Genomic DNA, 16,223 nt, shown 5'->3' with positions numbered 1-16,223 from the left:
CCGGTCCGCCAGTTTCACCCGGCGTGTGCCAGCCCCGCGATCACACCGCGCAGCTCCGCCAGCCCGCGCATCCGCCCGATCAGCGGATAGCCCGGATGTGTCTTTCGCCCCAGGTCGCCCAGCAGGGCATGGCCATGATCCGGCCGGAAAGGGATCTCCGGCCCGCCATTATCCTGCCGCCGCCGGTCTTCCTCCAGCAGCGCCGCAACCAGGGCCACCATGTCCGTGTCGCCCTCCAGGTGCGCCGCCTCCTGGAACGATCCGTCCGGCTCCTTCGATACGTTGCGCAGATGCGCGAAATGGATCCGCGCGGCGAAACGCCTCGCAATCGCAGGAACGTCATTGTCCGGATTCGCGCCCAGCGAGCCTGAACACAGGGTCAGCCCGTTCGCCGGGCTGTCCACCATGGCCAGCACCGCGGCGATATCCTCCCCGGTCGACACCACTCTGGGCAGGCCGAGCAGGGGCCGCGGCGGATCGTCGGGATGCACGCACATGCCCAGGCCCAGCTCTTCGGCCGTGGGAACGATTTCCTCAAGGAAGCGTTTGAAATTGCTTCTCAAATCCTCTGCGGTGAATCCCTGCCACGGCGCCAGCGCCGCGCGCAGCCCTTCCACGTCATAGCGATCGTAGGCCCCGGGCAGCCCCGCCATGATCGCCGTCAGCAACCGCGCGCGCTCGTCCTCGCCGGCCTCCGCCGCCCAGGCCTCCGCCCGTGCCAGGACCTCCGGGGGATAGGCCGCCTCGGCCCCCTCCCGGCGCAGCATGTGCAGCTCGAATCCGGCCATCTCGACCTGGCTGAACCGCAGCGCATGGCCGCCCGCGGGCAGCGCCGCGTCCAGCCGTGTCCGCGTCCAGTCCAGCAGCGGCATGAAGTTGTAACAGACCGTTGTCACCCCTTCCGCCGCCAGATTCGCCAGCGATTGCCGGTAATTGGCGAACAGCCGATCCAGGTCGCCGGCCCCGCGCTTGATATCCTCGTGCACCGGCAGGCTTTCGACCACGGCCCAGTGCATTTCGCCCGGAGCGCGTTCGATCAGCGCCTTGCGCTCGGCGATCGCCTCCCGGCTCCAGACCTCGCCATAGGGGATCTCGTGGCAAGCCGTCACGATCCCCCGCGCCCCGGTCTGCGCGATCTCGGGAAGCGAGATATCGTCCAGCGGACCGAACCAGCGCCAGCTCTCGATCATTGCACCCGCTCCTTCACCGCCGCTCTGGCGCCTGCGTCCAGCAAGAGTTCCAACGCCGCCGAGACCGGCGCCTGCAGCGCCCCGGCCAGCTCGGCAGAGAAAACCTCGCGCATCCCCAGAAGGGCCGATGCCTTCGCCCCGGCGCCCTCGGCGCCGTCCCAGGCCGCCATTAGCTGATCCGCCAGCGGATCGCGCACGTCGATCGCCTCGCCACGCTCGTCCACGCCGCCGACGTAGCGCATCCACCCCGCCACGGCGAGCACCAGGCCAGGGCTCTCGCGGCCCGCCGCAAGGTTGTCGGCCAGCGTACCCAGGATCCGCTGCGGCAGCTTCTGCGACCCGTCCATGGCGATCTGCCAGGTCCGGTGGCGGATGGCGGGGTTGCGATAGCGCTCCAGCAGCGCGGCGCAATAGGCGGCCAGATCCTCGCCTTCGGGCTGCTCCAGCGTCGGCACGATCTCTTCGGCCCAGAGCCGGTCGCAAAGCCGCGCGAAATCCGGATCGGCCACCGTTTCGGCGATCGTCTCGTAGCCGGCAAGGTAGCCCAGGTAGGCCAGCGTCGAATGGGTCCCGTTCAGGCAGCGCAGCTTCATCGTCTCATGCGCCTCGACCGAGGTCACCATCTGCGCGCCGACCCGGTCCCAGGCCGGCCGGCCGGTGGGAAAGCGGTCCTCGATCACCCATTGCCGGAACGGCTCATGGGTCACGCAGGCCGGATCGCGATAGCCCTGCGCCGACTCCAGCGCTGCGATATCGGCTTCGGTCGTGGCCGGCGTGATCCGGTCGACCATGGTCGCGGGAAAGGCCACCTCGGCCGCAATCCATTCCGCAAGGTCCGCGTCGCGCGCCCGCGCGAAGTCCAGCACAAGGCCCCGCAAAAGCGGCCCGTTGCTCGGAAGGTTGTCGCAGGTCACGACGGTGAACGCAGCGAGACCGGAGGCGCGACGACGGGCGAGCGCCTCGACCAGGAAGCCCACCGCGGATCGGGGCGCGCCGCCCGCAAGATCATGCGCGATATCGGGATGCTTCAGGTTCAGCCGCCCCGTCGAAGGCTCATGCGCATAGCCCTTCTCGGTCACCGTCAGCGACACGATCCGCGTCGTCCCGGCACACATCGCCTCCAGCACCTTCTCGGGATCCTCCGGCGCCACCAGCACCCGGACAACGGATCCGATCACCCGGTACTCCGCGCCCTCCGGCCCCAGCGTGACCGAGGTATAGGCCCCGTCCTGCGGCGCCATCTGGTCGCGCGCCGCAGGGCTTTTCAGCGACACGGCAACGATTCCCCAGTCGCCCGGCTCCGCCGCCATGGCATCCTCGGTGAAGACCGCGTTGAAGGCGCGAAAGAACGCGCCCGGCCCGAGATGGACGATGCCCGGCTTCGGCGCCGCGCCCGTCCGTGACAACCGTTCAGCGGGCAAGCCAGCCTCCGTCGACATTCAGAACCGCCCCGGTGACGTACCCCGCCGCCGGCGTGCACAGGAAGGACACCGCCCCGGCGATATCGGCCGCATCGCCCCAGCGCCCGGCGGGGATGCGGCCCAGGATCTCGGCCGAGCGCACCGGGTCCTCGCGCAGTGCCGCGGTGTTGTTGGTGACGATATAGCCGGGCGCCACCGCGTTCACATTGATGCCCTGCCCGGCCCATTCATTGGCCAGCGCCTTGGTCAGCCCGGCGATCCCGTGTTTCGCCGCCGTGTAGGCCGGCACCCGGATCCCGCCCTGGAAGGACAGCAACGAGGCGATATTCACGATCCGCCCCCCGGCGCCCCGCTCCATCGCGGCCTTGGCAAAGCCCTGGCACAGCAGGAACACCGCCTTCAGGTTCACATCCAGAACCGCGTCCCAATCGTCCTCGGCGAACTCCACCGCGTCGGCGCGCCGGATGATGCCGGCGTTGTTCACAAGGATGTCCAGCGCGCCCGCCTCTGCCAGCCGGGCGGCGCCGGCCGCCGGATCGGAGAGCTCGAGCGTGAAGTCCTCTGCCGTGCCCCCGGCCGCCTCGATCAGCGCCACCGTCTCGGCACAGCTTGACCGGCCGGCGGCCAGCACATGGGCCCCGCGCTCGGCCAGGCCCAGGGCGGTGGCCTGGCCGATGCCGGTGTTCGCTCCTGTCACCAGCGCCCGCTGACCGTCAACACGGAACGGATCGCCTGTAGCGTCTTTAACAACCGGATCGCTCATCGCAGATCCTCCATCGCCACCATGTCCATGTCGGTGAAATCGACATTGTCCCCCGCCATCGCCCAGCAGAACGTGTAGGCACCCGTCCCCGCGCCCGCGTGGATCGACCAGGGCGGAGAGATCACCGCCTCCTCGTTGGCCATCACGATATGCCGGGTCTCGTCCGGCTCGCCCATCAGGTGGAACACCCGGTGCTCGGCGGCCATGTCGAAATAGAGATAGGCCTCCATCCGCCGGTCATGGGTATGCGCCGGCATCGTGTTCCAGACCGAGCCCTCGGCCAGCTGGGTGTAGCCCATCACCAGCTGGCAGGTATCGCAGACCTCCGGGTGCAGCACCTGGATGATGACGCGCTCGTTCGCCGTCTCCTTCGATCCGAGTTCCACCCGCCGCGCATCGGCGGGCTTGATCAGCCGGGTGGGATGGGTTGCGTGGGCCGGAGCCGAGAGGAGGTAGAAGCGCCCCGGCCCACCAAGGGTCACCGCTCCGGCGCCCCTGCCGATGTAGAGCACGTCGCCGCGCTCCATCTCGTATGTCTCGCCGCCCAAGGTGACATGGCCGGTTCCGCCGATGTTCAGGATCCCCATCTCGCGCCGGTCGAGGATGCTGGGCGTGCCGGTTTCGGCCACGTGGTCCAGCACCAGGTCACCGCCGTCGGGCACGGCAGAGCCCAGGATCAGCCGGTCGTAATGGGTGTAGATCAGCCGGATCTCGCCCGGCCGGAACAGACCGTCGACCTGGAAATGGTCGCGCAGGTCGTCGGTGTCGAAACCCATCGCCGTGACGGGGTCGATGGCGTGGCGGGTCTGGGTGGTCAGGGTCATTGAAAGGGCCTCACAGGAAATCGTCGCGTCTGGGGGTGAAAGTGTCGATCAGGCGGCCCGGCTCCAGGCAAAGACAGCCATGCTCGGCCTCCGAGGGGATCACGAAACTGTCGCCGGGGCCGACCTCGAAGGCGTCGTCGCCGATGGTGAACCGGAAGCGTCCGGCCTCGACATAGGTGGACTGGACATGGGGGTGGGAATGCAGCGCGCCGGCCGCGCCGGTCTCGAAGCGGAAGGACACGACCATCAGCTCGGGACTGTCCGACAGGACCTGCCGGCGCACGCCCCGGTCCGGGCTGACCTCGGGATAGGTACTGACGTAAGACATGGGCGAACCTCCTATCGGAACAGGGCCGGCAGCCAGAGCGACAGCGCCGGGATGTAGGTGACCAGCATCAGCGTCGCGACCGCGGCGCCGTAGAAGGGCCAGATCGTGCGGAACACCTCGCCCACGCCGATGCGGCCCACGGCGCAGCCGACGAACAGCACCGCGCCCACGGGCGGCGTGCACAGGCCGATGCCCAGGTTGAGGATCAGGATGATCCCGAAATGCACCGGGTCCACGCCGTAGGCCATGGCCACCGGCAGGAAGATCGGCGTCGTGATCACGATCAGCGGCGACATGTCCATGAAGGTGCCCAGGAACAGCAGCAGCACGTTCAGCAGCAAAAGGATGATGATCGGGTTCTCGGATACGCCCTTCATCATCTCGACCAGCGTCGCGGGCACCCGCAGATAGGCCAGCAGCCAGCCGAAAGCCGCGGCCGAGCCGATCACCAGCAGCACCATCGACGCCGTGCGCACCGCGCCCATGGTCGCGGCCACGAAATCCGACCACGACAGCGACCGGTAGACCACGATCGTCACGCCGATCGCGTAGACCACCGCGATGCACGAGCTTTCGGAGGCCGTGAAGATCCCCGAGCGCACGCCGCCGAAGATGATCGCCACCAGGATCAGCCCCGGCGTCGCGTTGATCAGCAGGGCCAGCATCGCGCGGCCGCCCGGGAAGGGTTCAGTCGCATAGCCGCGCTTCTTGGCCACCAGCCATGCGGCAACCATCAGCGACATCGCCAGGATCAGCCCCGGCAGGATGCCGGCGGTGAACAGATCGGCGATGGAAATCTTTCCGCCCGCCGAGATCGAATAGATGATCAGGTTGTGCGAGGGCGGCAGCATCAGCGCGATGATCGAGGAGACCACCGTGATGTTCACCGCGTAATCCTTGCCGTAGCCGCGTTCTTCCATCTGCGGGATCATCAGCCCGCCGATGGCCGAGGCATCCGCCGCCGCCGAGCCGGAGATGCCGCCGAACAGCACCGAGGCGGCGATATTCACCTGCCCCAGACCGCCGCGCAGATGCCCCACGACCGATCCCGCCAGCGCCACAAGCCGCCGGGCGATGTCGCCGCGCACCATCAGCTCTCCGGCATAGATGAAGAACGGGATCGCCATCAGCGCAAAGACCGAGATGCCCGAGTTCAGCCGCTGGAAGACCACCACGGGCGGCAGGCCCAGGTAGGCGATCGTGGCAAAGGACGACACGCCCAGGCAGAAGGCCACCGGAGTCCCGATCAGCAGAAGCACCGCGAAGGTCCCGAAAAGTACAAACAATTCCATCGGCGTCAGTCCTCTTCCACCGGGTCTTCGCCGAAACGGGCCGTCGGCAGCCCGACCATCCGACGCAGGATGCGCTCGACCGAGAAGAGCACCATCAGGATGCCCCCGCAGATCAGCGCGAGAAACACGATCCCCCCGGAAAAGCCGAGGTTCGGGATTGTCGTGGACCAGGCGTTCGACGCCAGCTGGATGCCGTAGACGACCATGCCAAGCGCAAAGGCGATCACCACGATGTCCGACACCGTGTAGAACACGCGCTTCACGCGATCGGGCAGGACGAAGAGAAGCACGTCAAAGCTGAGGTGGTTGCCCTCGCGGATGCCCACGGCGGCCCCCAGCAGGATGAACCAGCCCATCAGCAGGACCGACGATGTTTCGGTCCAGGTCGGCGTGTCGTTCAGCACGAAGCGGCCATAGACCTGCCACGCGATGAAGGCGGTCATCAGCACCAGCCCGGTGGCCGACAGCCACAGCGCGACTGTCGTCAGAACACGGATCGCCGACGACAAGGTTCGGATCTTGTCTTTCACGGAAGGGTAACCTGTCATGGCAAGGGGGGCCGCCGCGCGGGCAGCCCCCGGATTGCGAGAGACTTAGTCGACCGCCTGGATCTGCTCGACCAGCGACTTCAGCTTCTCCGAAGTCACGTGCTTTTCGTAGACCGGCACCATCGCTTCGATGAAGGGTGTCTTGTCGATGTCCTCGACGATCTCGACACCGGCGGCGCGCACCTTCTCTTCCGAGGCGGCTTCGCGCGCTTCCCATTGTTCGCGCATCACCGGCACGCTGTCCTTGGCGGCCTGGCGCACCAGCGCCTGATCTTCGGCCGACAGCTTGTCGTAGGCGGCCTTCGACATCACCAGGACCTCGGGCACGATCAGGTGCTGATCCAGCGTGTAATAGCCGGCGACCTCGTAGTGCCCCGAGCTTTCAAAGGAGGGCCAGTTGTTTTCGGCCCCGTCGATGACGCCGGTCTGGATCGAGGAATAGACCTCGCCATAGGGCATCGGCGTGGCGTTGCCGCCAAGCGCGTCGACCATGTCCACGAAGACGTCCGACTGCATCACGCGGAACTTCAGCCCCTCGATGTCGTCCTTCGAGGTGATCGGCTTCTGGCTGTTGTAGAACGACCGCGAGCCGCCGTCGTAATAGGCCAGCCCCACCAGCCCGTGGTTCTCGAACTCGGCCAGGATCGCATCGCCGATCTCGCCGTCGACCACGTTGTGCATGTGATCGGTCGAGCGGAAGATATAGGGCAGCGAGAAGACCTTGGTTTCCTCGATGATGTTGTTGAAGGGCCCGAGCGAGACGCGGTTCATGTCGATCACGCCCAGCTGGGTCTGCTCGATCGTGTCCTTCTCCTCGCCCAGCTGTGCCGAGTGGAAGACCTCGATGCACAGCCGGCCGTCCGAACGTTCTTCCAGCAGCTCGCCCATGTATTCCACCGCGGTCACCGTCGGGTATCCCTCGGGGTGGGTGTCCGACGACCGGAACGTGGTTTCGCAGGCCGCCGCGGCGGTGACCATTGCGGCGCTGGCCAGCAGGGCCGCCCCGATGGATCTGTAATAAGTCATTGTTGTTCCTCCCTATATGAACAGGCTCCCCTTCAGAGCCGATAGGCCTTCCTGGCCAGGTTGCAGGTGAGATCGATTGCGACCTCAGCCGCATCTTCCATGCTCAGCCGCCCCGTGGCGACGAGCGTGGCGAGATAGGTGCAGTCCGACCGGCGGGCCACGTCGTGGCGGGCCGGGATCGAACAGAAGGCGCGGGTATCGTCGTTGAACCCCGCCGTGTTGTAGAAACCGCAGGTCTCTGTGGTGGCCTCGCGGAACCGGATGATCCCCTCGTGGCTGTCGAAGAACCACCAGGGCGGGCCCAGCGTCAGGCAGGGGTAGGCCCCGGCCATCGGCGCCAGCTCGCGCGAATAGACGGTCTCGTCCAGGGTAAACAGGATCACCCGCAGCCCGGGCTCCAGCCCCACGGCATCCAGCATCGGCTTGAGCGCGCCGACCCAGTCGGTGCGGCCGGGAATGTCAAAGCCCTTGTCGCGGCCATGCTGCGCGAAGACCTGCGCCGAATGGTTGCGCCGCGCGCCCGCGTGGATCTGCAGGGTCAGCCCGTCTTCCAGGCTCATCCGCGCCATCTCGGTCAGCATCTGCCCCCGGAAGGCATCCGCCTCGGCCGGAGAGCACAGCCCGGCCAGCGCCTTCTGGAACAGCATCCGCGCCTCGTCCTGCGGCAGATCCTCCGTCCGCGCCGTCGGATGCCCGTGGTCCGAGGCGGTCGCCCCGAAGCCCTTGAAATATGCCCGGCGGGCGCGGTGGGCATTCAGATAGCCCTCCCAGGTGACGGTGTTTTCGCCCGTCAACGCGCCCAGTTGCTCGATGTTGGCGGCAAATCCCTCGAACTCCGGATCGACCACGGCGTCGGGACGGTAAGTCGTGATCACCCGGCCCTGCCAGCCGCTTTCGCGGATCATCCGGTGCCATTGCAGATCGTCCAGAGCGCCCTCGGTCGTGGCCAGCGCCTCGATATTGAACCGCTCGAACAGGGCGCGCGGGCGGAACTCGTCCTGCGCGAGACAGGCGTCGATATGGTCGTAATAGGCATCCGCCGTCTTGGCGCTCAGCTTCTCGTCCAGCCCGAAGACATGTTCAAAGGAATGGTCCAGCCACATGCCCGAGGGCGTCGCCCGGAACAGGTGGTAATGTTCGGCAAAGAGCCGCCAGATCGTGCGCGGATCGCGCTCTGTCTCGCCCCCGTCGACACGCGGCACGCCAAGCGCCGGCATCGGCACGCCCTGGCTGACCAGCATCCGGAAGACATAGTGGTCCGGCACCACGAACAGTTCGGCCGGGTTCGGGAACCGCGCGTTCTCGGCGAACCAGCGCGGGTCGCAATGGCCGTGCGGCGAAATGATCGGCAGGTCCTTCACACCTTCGTACAGCGCCCGCGCCATGTCACGGGTCGCCGGATCGGCGGGAAACAGGCGGTCAGGATCGGTCAGCGGCATGAAGGTCTTCCAGATTCGTAGTCTGAGATATGCTAATATGCTAGTCTAGCAGTTGTGTCAAAACCTCTTCTGGCTTAAGAATGAACAAGACCTCTGCCGTCCGGCCCGCTATGACCCTTTGAAATGACAGATCTTTCGCTTCTGCCCCCCACGCCCCAGGCCTCGGCCACCGACCAGGTGTTCGACGCGATCTATCGCGCGATCATCTCGCAAGAGCTGCCGCCGGGCGCCAAGATCTCCGAGGTGGAGATCGCCGGTCAGTTCGACGTGTCGCGCCAGCCGGTGCGCGATGCCTTCTTTCGGCTGTCAAAGCTGGGGTTCCTGTCAATCCGCCCGCAACGCGCGACGCGGGTGACGAAGATTTCGGAACAGGCGGTGCGCAATGCCGCCTTCGTGCGTACCGCGCTCGAGGTCGCCTGTTTCGCCGTGGCGCTGGAACGGCTGGAGGCCACCGGCCTCGCGGAACTGCGCGCGCTGCTGCAGGCCCAGCAGGATGCCGTCACCCGTGACGCGAGGGCGGAATTCCACGACCTCGACGACGCCTTCCACCGCCGCATCTGCGAGATCGCCGGCCACGGCCATGTCTGGACCCTGATCCGCGAGCAGAAGGCCCACATGGATCGTGTCCGCTTCCTGTCGCTGTCACAGGACAGTCAGCTGGCGCGTGACGAGCACGTGCAGATCCTCGATGCGCTCGAAGCCCGCGACGCCGTCCGGACAGAGGCAATGGTGCGCCAGCATCTGTCCCGTATCCTGACGTTCGTGTCCCAGATCCGCGAGACGCATGGCGAGTATTTCGAAGACGAAGCCTGACAGCGCGAAGGGCCGCCTTTTCCACCGGGCCCGAAGGGCCACCCCCTCCACCACGCCGAAGGCGCCACCGATACCCCGCGCCGCAGGCGCGCCTCCCCCGGCCGTGGTCGGGCCTGCCGGAGCGCAGCGACGGCGCGCCGATCTCAGGCCAGGGCGGCCTCGATCCCGGTCTCCAGCTTGTCCACCAGCTCTTCCGCCTGATCCTCGGTCAGGATGAAGGGCGGCGCCAGCAGCACGTGATCGCCCAGCTTGCCATCCACGCAGCCGCCCATCGGGTAACAGATCAGTCCCGCCTCGAACGCCGCCTTTTTCACCGTCGCATTCACCTTGCGCGCCGGGTCGAACGGCGTCTTGCTCTCCCGGTCCGCCACCAGCTCCAGCCCCAGGAACAGCCCCCGGCCCCGGATGTCGCCCACGTGCGGATGCTGCCCGAAACGCTCGACCAGCATCTGCCGCAGCAGATCGCCCATCGGCGTCACCCGGCCCACCAGGTCATCGCCCACCAGCCGGTCCAGCACCGCGACCCCCGCCGCCGCCGCCACCGGATGGCCCATGTAGGTATGCCCGTGCTGAAAGAACCCGCTGCCCGCCGCGATCGCATCGTAGATCCGGGCCGCGCACAGCATCGCCCCGATCGGCTGGTACCCGCCGCCCAGCCCCTTGGCCACGGCACAGATATCCGGCGCCACGCCCTCGGCCTCGCAGGCGAACAGCGTCCCGGTCCGCCCCATCCCGCACATCACCTCGTCGAGGATCAGCAGGATCCCGTGCCGGTCGCAGATCTCGCGGATGCGCCGGAAATAGCCCTCTACCGCCGGCACCGCGCCCAGCGTCGCGCCCACCACCGGTTCGGCCACGAAGGCCATGACATTCTCCGGCCCCAGCCGCGCGATCTCGGCCTCGAGCTCGGCGATCAGCCGGTCGCAATAGGCCGCCTCGCTCTCGCCCGGGGCCTGCCCGCGATAGGCATAGGCCGCCGAGACATGGGACACCTCCATCAGCAGCGGCGCGAAGGGCGCGCGCCGCCAGGCGTTGCCGCCCGTGGCCAGCGCACCCAGCGTGTTGCCGTGATAGCTTTGCCGGCGCGCGATGATGCGGCTGCGCTCGGGCTGGCCGATCTCCAGGAAATACTGCCGCGCCAGCTTCAGCGCGGCCTCCATCGCCTCGGACCCGCCCGAGACCAGGTAGACGCGGTTCAGCCCCTGCGGCGCCAGCTCGATCAGCCGGTCGGCCAGTTCCTCGGCCGGTTCCGACGTGAAAAACCCGGTATGCGCGAAGGCCACGCTTTCCAGCTGGCCCTTGATCGCTCCGGTCACCGCAGGGTCTGCGTGGCCCAGGCAGGACACAGCCGCCCCTCCCGATCCGTCGAGATAGGCCTTGCCCGACTGGTCGTAGAGATATGCCCCCGCCCCGTGCGACACGGTCGGCAGGGAGGCGTGGCAATGACGCGGAAAGACATGGGACATCGGGTTTGCTCCAGCTCTGGCACATAGGCAGTTACGCAGGGTTGCCAAAAAGTAAACTTGCTGGTCTCCTGTGTTTACAAGCGTTTCTTCACAGGAAACCGTCACTCGGGGAGAAGTAAACCATGAAACATCTTGTCATCAGCGCAATCGCGGCGGCCGGCGTGGCCCTTGGCGGAGCGGCCTCGGCGCAGGAATTCATCTCGATCGGGACCGGCGGCGTGACCGGCGTCTACTATCCCACCGGGGGTGCCATCTGCCGCCTGGTCAACAAGTCCCGCAAGGAACACGGCATTCGCTGTGCGGTAGAATCGACCGGCGGGTCGGTCTACAACATCAACACGATCAAGGCAGGCGAGCTGGAATTCGGCGTGGCCCAGTCCGACTGGCAGTATCATGCCTACAACGGCACCTCGACCTTCGCCGACAACCCCTTCCCCGAGATCCGCGCGGTCATGTCCGTCCACCCCGAGCCCTTCACGCTCGTGGTCCGGGCCGACAGCGGCATCGAAAGCTTCGAGGATCTCAAGGGCAAGCGCGTGAACGTCGGCAACCCGGGTTCGGGCCAGCGCGCCACGATGGAAGTCGTGATGGACGCCTTCGGGCTCGAGATGGGCGATTTCGCCCTGGCGACCGAGTACAAGGGCTCGGAAATGGCGACCCAGCTCTGCGATGGCAACATCGACGCGATGATCTACACCATCGGCCACCCGGCCGCCGCCATCAAGGAGGCGACCACCACCTGTGACGCCATCCTCATCGATGTCGCGGGCGAGCCGATCGACACGCTGGTCGCCGAGAACCCGTTCTACCGCAAGGCCACGATCCCCGGCGGCATGTACGACGGCACCGATGGGGACACCCAGACCTTCGGCGTCGGCGCGACCTTCGTGACCTCGGCCGATGTGCCGGAGGAAACCGTCTACATCGTGTCCAAGGCCGTGATGGAGAACATCGAGGATTTCCGCCAGCTGCACCCGGCCTTCGCCAACCTGGAGCCGTCGGAAATGGTCAAGGACGGCCTGTCCGCGCCGCTGCATCCGGGCGCCGAGAAGGCCTACAAGGAACTTGGCCTGATCGACTGACCCTTGCTCTGCGCGCGCTCCCGGTCCCCGGGGGCGCGTTTTCTCTCGGTGGGATAGGGAGTATCCGAAGATGAGCGCATCCGACACCGGCCGGTCGGCCGATGACATGGTGGCCGAGGCCGATACCGGCGCCCGCAGCCCCGCGATCGCCTGGCAGGCCAAGCTCATCATCGGGACCTGCATCACTTGGTCGCTGTTCCAGCTCTACATCGCCTCGCAGCTGCCGGGGATCGTGGCCCAGGCCACCGGCATCTCGATCTTCGCCAATATCGTGGCCCAGGCGCGTTACGTGCACCTGGCCTTCGCCATGATGCTGGCGACACTGGCCTTTCCGCTGACCAAATCCGCCCCGCGCGATCGGATTCCCGCCTATGACTGGGCGCTGCTGGTGCTGGGCGTCTCGGCCTGTCTCTACCTTGTCGTCTTCCGCTTCCAGATCGCCGACCGCCCCGGTCTCTGGAGCCCTTCGGACATCGTCATGTCCTCGATCGGCATGATCACCCTGCTGATCGCCGTCTACCGCTCGCTCGGCCTGCCGCTGGTGATCATCGCGTCCTGCTTCATCGCCTTCGCCTTCTTCGGCGGCTATTCCGAATGGGCGCGCAACATCACCAATTACGGCGGCTCGTCGCTGTCCAAGGCCCTGGGCCATTACTGGATGCAGACCGAGGGCGTCTTTGGCGTGGCGCTTGGCGTGTCGACGACGATGATCTTCCTCTTCGTCCTGTTCGGCGCGATCCTCGACCGCGCGGGCGGCGGCAACTGGTTCATCAAGGTCGCGATCGCGCTGCTGGGCGCCCTGCGGGGCGGGCCGGCGAAGGCCTCTGTCCTGTCGTCCATGATGACCGGCATGATCTCGGGCTCGTCCATCGCCAACACGGTGACCACCGGCACCTTCACCATCCCGCTGATGAAGCGCATCGGCTTCCCGGCGGAAAAGGCCGGCGCGGTCGAGGTGGCAAGTTCAACCAACGGCCAGCTGACCCCGCCCGTCATGGGGGCCGCGGCCTTCCTGATGGTGGAATACGTCAACATTCCCTACATCGACGTGGTCAAGCATGCCTTCCTGCCGGCGGTGATCAGCTACATCGCGCTGCTCTACATCGTGCACCTGGAAAGCCTGAAGATGGGGCTGAAGGGGCTGGACAAGCCGGGGCGGCACATCGGGATCGCGATGATCCTGATCCTGTTCCTGTCGGGCTTCCTGTTCCTGGGCGTCTGCACCTTCATCATGGTCGGCATCCGCACCGTGCTGAACCCGGTGATGACCGAAAGCGTCTATGCCTCGGTCGCCATTGTCGCGGTGTTGTACGTGCTGCTTGTCTGGGTCGCATCGCGATACCCGGACATAGAGATGGACGACCCCGACGCGCCGGTGCCGGCGGCGCCGCGTCTGACGCCGACCCTGATCGGCGGGGCCTATTTCGCGATCCCGATCTTCATCCTGATCTGGAACCTGATGGTGCGCACCGAAAGCCTGGAACGGCTGTCCCCTGCCCTGTCGGCCTTCTGGGCCACGATCTTCATGATCATCATCGCCGTGACCCACCGACCCCTGAAGGCGCTGTTCCGCGGCCAGGGCACCGCGGCCCAGGCGGTACAGGGCTGGCGGGACTTCGTGCAGGGGCTGATCCTGGGCGCGCGCAACATGATCGGCATCGGTGTCGCCACCGGCGCCGCCGGCATCATCGTCGGCACCATCAGCCTGACGGGCGCGCACCAGGTCATCGGCCAGGTGATCGAGGTGATCTCGGGCGGGAACCTGATGATCCTGCTGTTCCTGGTGGCGGTGCTGTCGCTGATCCTCGGCATGGGCCTGCCGACCACGGCGAACTACATCGTCGTGTCCTCGCTGATGGCGCCGGTGATCGTGTCGGTGGGCGCGCAGGCCGGGCTGATCGTGCCGCTGATCGCGGTGCACATGTTCGTCTTCTACTTCGGCATTCTCGCCGACGACACGCCACCCGTGGGCCTTGCCGCCTATGCGGCGGCGGCGATCTCGCGCGGGGATCCGATCAAGACCGGGATCCAGGGCTTTGCCTATGACATCCGCACGGCGCTGCTGCCGTTCCTCTTCATCTTCAACACCGATCTGCTGCTGATCGACGTCGGACTGGTGAAGGCGGTCTTCGTCTTCGTCATCTCGCTGATCGCCATGTTGCTCTTTGCCGCGGCGACCCAGGGCTATTTCATCGCGAAATCCAAACCCTGGGAAACCGCCGCGCTGCTGCTCATCGCGCTGATGCTGTTCCGCCCGGGGCTGATGCTGGACCAGATCAGCGACAGGTACACCGTCGCCCAGGGCCCCGCCGCGCTGGAGCTGATGTCGCAGGCCGAAGACGGCGAGCCGATCCGCGTGACCATCACCGGCCCCGATTTCGACACCGGAGAGCTGCGGCCGATCACCATCGTCGTGCCGGCGCTGTCGGGTGACGCCGAAACCGCGCTGAGCGATCAGGGCCTGACGGTGATGGAGGACGAAGGCCAGCTGCTGCTGGAGGAACCCTTCCCCGGCACGCCGCATTTCGAGACGCTGGGCACCGATTACGATTACTACGCCGACCTGCCGGTGATCGTGACCGGCGTCGAGGTCGAGAACGACAGGATGCCGAAGGAGATATTCTTCATCCCCGCGCTGCTGCTCTTGGCCGGCGTGGTGATGATCCAGCGGCCCCGCGCCACGCAGCCCGCGTTCTGAGGAGGAAGCGCGATGTTTTCCAGGGTGCTACTTGCGATCGATCTGAACGAAACCGAAGGCGCCCGGCGGGCGGCGAAGGCGGCGCTCAGTCTCATCGCGCAATCGGGCGGAGAGCTGCACGTGGTCAACGTGATCCCGGACAGCGGCATGGCCATCGTCGGCGCCTCCATCGGCCAGTCGCTGGAGGACCGGATCCTGACCGAGGCCAAGGCCGCGCTGCTGGACTTCGCGAATGACCAGCTGCCCGACCTGCCGGCCGAGCGGATGCACGTGGTGCAGGGCACGATCTATGACCGGATCATCCGCACCGCGGACGAGATCGAGGCCGACACGATCGTCGTCGGCGCCCACCGGCCCGAGTTCAAGGATTACCTTGTCGGCCCCAACGCAGCCCGGGTGGTCCGCCACGCCAACCAGTCGGTGCTGGTGATCCGCTGATCCCGCGACGTCGGGCCCGATGGTGACCCGGGGCCTGCCCGTGCTATGTGCCATGCGATGGCCCTGCCGGAGAACGGATATGGCCCGGCACGGATCCTCTGGTTCTGCCTGGGCAGCATCAGCCTCGCGCTTGGGGCGATTGGCGCCGTGCTGCCGATCCTGCCAACAACGCCCTTCGTGATCCTCTCGGCCTTCGCCTATGGCAAAAGCTCCCCCCGGCTGGAACAATGGCTGAAGGACAGCCCCACCTTCGGCCCGATGATCGCCGACTGGCGCGCCCACGGCGCCATCGCGCCGCGCTACAAACGGCTGGCGGTGGGGATGATGGCGGCGGCCTTTCTGCTGTCGCTCGTCCTCGGCGTCTCGGGCAAGGTGCTGATCATCCAGGCTCTCTGCCTCTCGGACGCGGCCGCCTACGTGCTCAGCCGTCCGAACGGGCCGCGCTAACCTTCCAGCGTCTCCAGGTAGGCGCGCGTCGCGGTCTGCACGTGGCGGAACCGGTCGCCGCCCAGGTGCTTGCCCCCGTACCAGCGGGTCACGATCACCACGTGGTCGCGCAGCTCTTCCCGCTCGAGCATGCGCAGGATGACATTGCCCGCACCGCTTTCGCCGTCGTCGTTCTTGATCGGCCCCATTGCTGTCAGCAGGCCCCAGCTGTGATGCGTGGCCTTGGCGAACTTCTTCCTGCGCTTCAGCTCGGCCACCATGGCCTTCGCCTCCTCCTCCGAGGTGCAGGGCCCGCCGGTGACCGCGTATTTCGATCCACGGTCGGAAAGGATGTTGTCGAGTGTCCGCATGGCGCCCCAGTCTAACCGGCGGGGCCGGATTTGCAACCCGGGCGCGGGTTGGTCGGTGGTGTCTTCCGGCAACCTGCCCCGCCGACGGTGCAGACAGG

General features: G+C 66.7%; 16 protein-coding genes. 5 read left to right on the top strand and 11 right to left on the bottom strand.

What is annotated here, in order from left to right; translation table 11 throughout:
• Positions 1 to 14: 14 nt before the first annotated feature.
• From uxuA to uxaC, 9 genes are all read right to left on the bottom strand, one after another.
• A complete protein-coding gene (uxuA, locus tag ATO3_RS19560) occupies positions 15 to 1,190 on the bottom strand; it encodes a mannonate dehydratase (RefSeq protein WP_088651583.1) in 1,176 nt (391 codons plus the stop codon).
• Positions 1,187 to 2,629 carry a mannitol dehydrogenase family protein gene (locus ATO3_RS19555; RefSeq protein ID WP_088651582.1) on the bottom strand — a complete coding sequence of 481 codons (1,443 nt, stop codon included), beginning with the start codon at positions 2,627 to 2,629 and terminating at the stop codon, positions 1,187 to 1,189. The genes uxuA and ATO3_RS19555 overlap by 4 nt, the downstream gene beginning before the upstream one ends.
• A complete protein-coding gene (gene kduD / locus ATO3_RS19550; protein WP_088651581.1) occupies positions 2,601 to 3,374 on the bottom strand; it encodes a 2-dehydro-3-deoxy-D-gluconate 5-dehydrogenase KduD in 774 nt (257 codons plus the stop codon). Before kduD ends, ATO3_RS19555 begins: the two co-directional genes overlap by 29 nt.
• On the bottom strand, positions 3,371 to 4,198 hold the full coding sequence (gene kduI / locus ATO3_RS19545) for a 5-dehydro-4-deoxy-D-glucuronate isomerase (protein ID WP_088651580.1): 828 nt from the start codon (positions 4,196 to 4,198) through the stop codon (positions 3,371 to 3,373). The genes kduD and kduI overlap by 4 nt, the downstream gene beginning before the upstream one ends.
• A 10-nt stretch (positions 4,199 to 4,208) precedes the next feature.
• Positions 4,209 to 4,526 carry a cupin domain-containing protein gene (locus ATO3_RS19540; RefSeq protein WP_088651579.1) on the bottom strand — a complete coding sequence of 106 codons (318 nt, stop codon included), beginning with the start codon at positions 4,524 to 4,526 and terminating at the stop codon, positions 4,209 to 4,211.
• 11 nt (positions 4,527 to 4,537) lie between these two features.
• On the bottom strand, positions 4,538 to 5,818 hold the full coding sequence (locus ATO3_RS19535) for a TRAP transporter large permease (protein WP_088651578.1): 1,281 nt from the start codon (positions 5,816 to 5,818) through the stop codon (positions 4,538 to 4,540).
• A 5-nt stretch (positions 5,819 to 5,823) separates the two neighbouring features.
• On the bottom strand, positions 5,824 to 6,348 hold the full coding sequence (locus tag ATO3_RS19530) for a TRAP transporter small permease (RefSeq protein WP_198963321.1): 525 nt from the start codon (positions 6,346 to 6,348) through the stop codon (positions 5,824 to 5,826).
• 63 nt (positions 6,349 to 6,411) lie between these two features.
• The gene (locus tag ATO3_RS19525) at positions 6,412 to 7,392 is read right to left on the bottom strand and encodes a TRAP transporter substrate-binding protein (protein WP_088651576.1); all 981 of its coding nucleotides are present in this window, start codon (positions 7,390 to 7,392) and stop codon (positions 6,412 to 6,414) included.
• A gap of 32 nt (positions 7,393 to 7,424) precedes the next feature.
• Positions 7,425 to 8,831 carry a glucuronate isomerase gene (gene uxaC / locus ATO3_RS19520; RefSeq protein WP_088651575.1) on the bottom strand — a complete coding sequence of 469 codons (1,407 nt, stop codon included), beginning with the start codon at positions 8,829 to 8,831 and terminating at the stop codon, positions 7,425 to 7,427.
• A gap of 123 nt (positions 8,832 to 8,954) precedes the next feature.
• Here uxaC and ATO3_RS19515 point away from each other — a divergent pair, with 123 nt between their 5' ends.
• Entirely contained in the window at positions 8,955 to 9,644 is a 690-nt protein-coding gene (locus ATO3_RS19515) for a GntR family transcriptional regulator (RefSeq protein ID WP_088651574.1), read from the top strand.
• 143 nt (positions 9,645 to 9,787) lie between these two features.
• Here ATO3_RS19515 and ATO3_RS19510 read toward each other — a convergent pair whose 3' ends face one another.
• Positions 9,788 to 11,110, bottom strand: coding sequence for an aspartate aminotransferase family protein (locus ATO3_RS19510; RefSeq protein ID WP_088651573.1), 1,323 nt, complete (start codon positions 11,108 to 11,110; stop codon positions 9,788 to 9,790).
• 122 nt (positions 11,111 to 11,232) lie between these two features.
• Between ATO3_RS19510 and ATO3_RS19505 the strand changes: the two genes are divergently transcribed.
• From ATO3_RS19505 to ATO3_RS19490, 4 genes are all read left to right on the top strand, one after another.
• The gene (locus ATO3_RS19505) at positions 11,233 to 12,192 is read left to right on the top strand and encodes a TAXI family TRAP transporter solute-binding subunit (protein WP_088651572.1); all 960 of its coding nucleotides are present in this window, start codon (positions 11,233 to 11,235) and stop codon (positions 12,190 to 12,192) included.
• Positions 12,193 to 12,262: 70 nt separating this feature from the next.
• Positions 12,263 to 14,890, top strand: a complete 2,628-nt coding sequence (locus ATO3_RS19500; protein WP_088651571.1) for a TRAP transporter permease — start codon at positions 12,263 to 12,265, stop codon at positions 14,888 to 14,890.
• Between the two features lie 12 nt (positions 14,891 to 14,902).
• The gene (locus ATO3_RS19495; protein WP_088651570.1) at positions 14,903 to 15,328 is read left to right on the top strand and encodes a universal stress protein; all 426 of its coding nucleotides are present in this window, start codon (positions 14,903 to 14,905) and stop codon (positions 15,326 to 15,328) included.
• A 57-nt stretch (positions 15,329 to 15,385) separates the two neighbouring features.
• Complete coding sequence (locus ATO3_RS19490) at positions 15,386 to 15,775, top strand: YbaN family protein (RefSeq protein WP_088651617.1); 390 nt, start codon at positions 15,386 to 15,388, stop codon at positions 15,773 to 15,775.
• Here ATO3_RS19490 and ATO3_RS19485 read toward each other — a convergent pair.
• Complete coding sequence (locus ATO3_RS19485) at positions 15,772 to 16,125, bottom strand: YigZ family protein (RefSeq protein ID WP_088651569.1); 354 nt, start codon at positions 16,123 to 16,125, stop codon at positions 15,772 to 15,774. The two genes, ATO3_RS19490 and ATO3_RS19485, sit on opposite strands and share 4 nt — an antisense overlap.
• Positions 16,126 to 16,223: the final 98 nt, after the last annotated feature.

The organism is Marinibacterium profundimaris (genome assembly GCF_002210095.1).
In the GTDB taxonomy this organism is placed as follows: Bacteria; Pseudomonadota; Alphaproteobacteria; order Rhodobacterales; family Rhodobacteraceae; genus Marinibacterium; species Marinibacterium profundimaris.
This window is presented reverse-complemented; position numbering and strand designations above follow the sequence as displayed.

Coding starts and splice junctions, on each gene's coding strand:
- ATO3_RS19485 (WP_088651569.1), bottom strand. CDS start 16,125: ATGCGGACACTCGACAACATCCTTTCCGACCGTGGATCGAAATACGCG.
- ATO3_RS19500 (WP_088651571.1), top strand. CDS start 12,263: ATGAGCGCATCCGACACCGGCCGGTCGGCCGATGACATGGTGGCCGAG.
- ATO3_RS19490 (WP_088651617.1), top strand. CDS start 15,386: ATGGCCCTGCCGGAGAACGGATATGGCCCGGCACGGATCCTCTGGTTC.
- ATO3_RS19510 (WP_088651573.1), bottom strand. CDS start 11,110: ATGTCCCATGTCTTTCCGCGTCATTGCCACGCCTCCCTGCCGACCGTG.
- ATO3_RS19495 (WP_088651570.1), top strand. CDS start 14,903: ATGTTTTCCAGGGTGCTACTTGCGATCGATCTGAACGAAACCGAAGGC.
- ATO3_RS19505 (WP_088651572.1), top strand. CDS start 11,233: ATGAAACATCTTGTCATCAGCGCAATCGCGGCGGCCGGCGTGGCCCTT.
- uxaC (WP_088651575.1), bottom strand. CDS start 8,831: ATGCCGCTGACCGATCCTGACCGCCTGTTTCCCGCCGATCCGGCGACC.
- kduD (WP_088651581.1), bottom strand. CDS start 3,374: ATGAGCGATCCGGTTGTTAAAGACGCTACAGGCGATCCGTTCCGTGTT.
- ATO3_RS19535 (WP_088651578.1), bottom strand. CDS start 5,818: ATGGAATTGTTTGTACTTTTCGGGACCTTCGCGGTGCTTCTGCTGATC.
- kduI (WP_088651580.1), bottom strand. CDS start 4,198: ATGACCCTGACCACCCAGACCCGCCACGCCATCGACCCCGTCACGGCG.
- ATO3_RS19540 (WP_088651579.1), bottom strand. CDS start 4,526: ATGTCTTACGTCAGTACCTATCCCGAGGTCAGCCCGGACCGGGGCGTG.
- uxuA (WP_088651583.1), bottom strand. CDS start 1,190: ATGATCGAGAGCTGGCGCTGGTTCGGTCCGCTGGACGATATCTCGCTT.
- ATO3_RS19555 (WP_088651582.1), bottom strand. CDS start 2,629: ATGTCGACGGAGGCTGGCTTGCCCGCTGAACGGTTGTCACGGACGGGC.
- ATO3_RS19525 (WP_088651576.1), bottom strand. CDS start 7,392: ATGACTTATTACAGATCCATCGGGGCGGCCCTGCTGGCCAGCGCCGCA.
- ATO3_RS19515 (WP_088651574.1), top strand. CDS start 8,955: ATGACAGATCTTTCGCTTCTGCCCCCCACGCCCCAGGCCTCGGCCACC.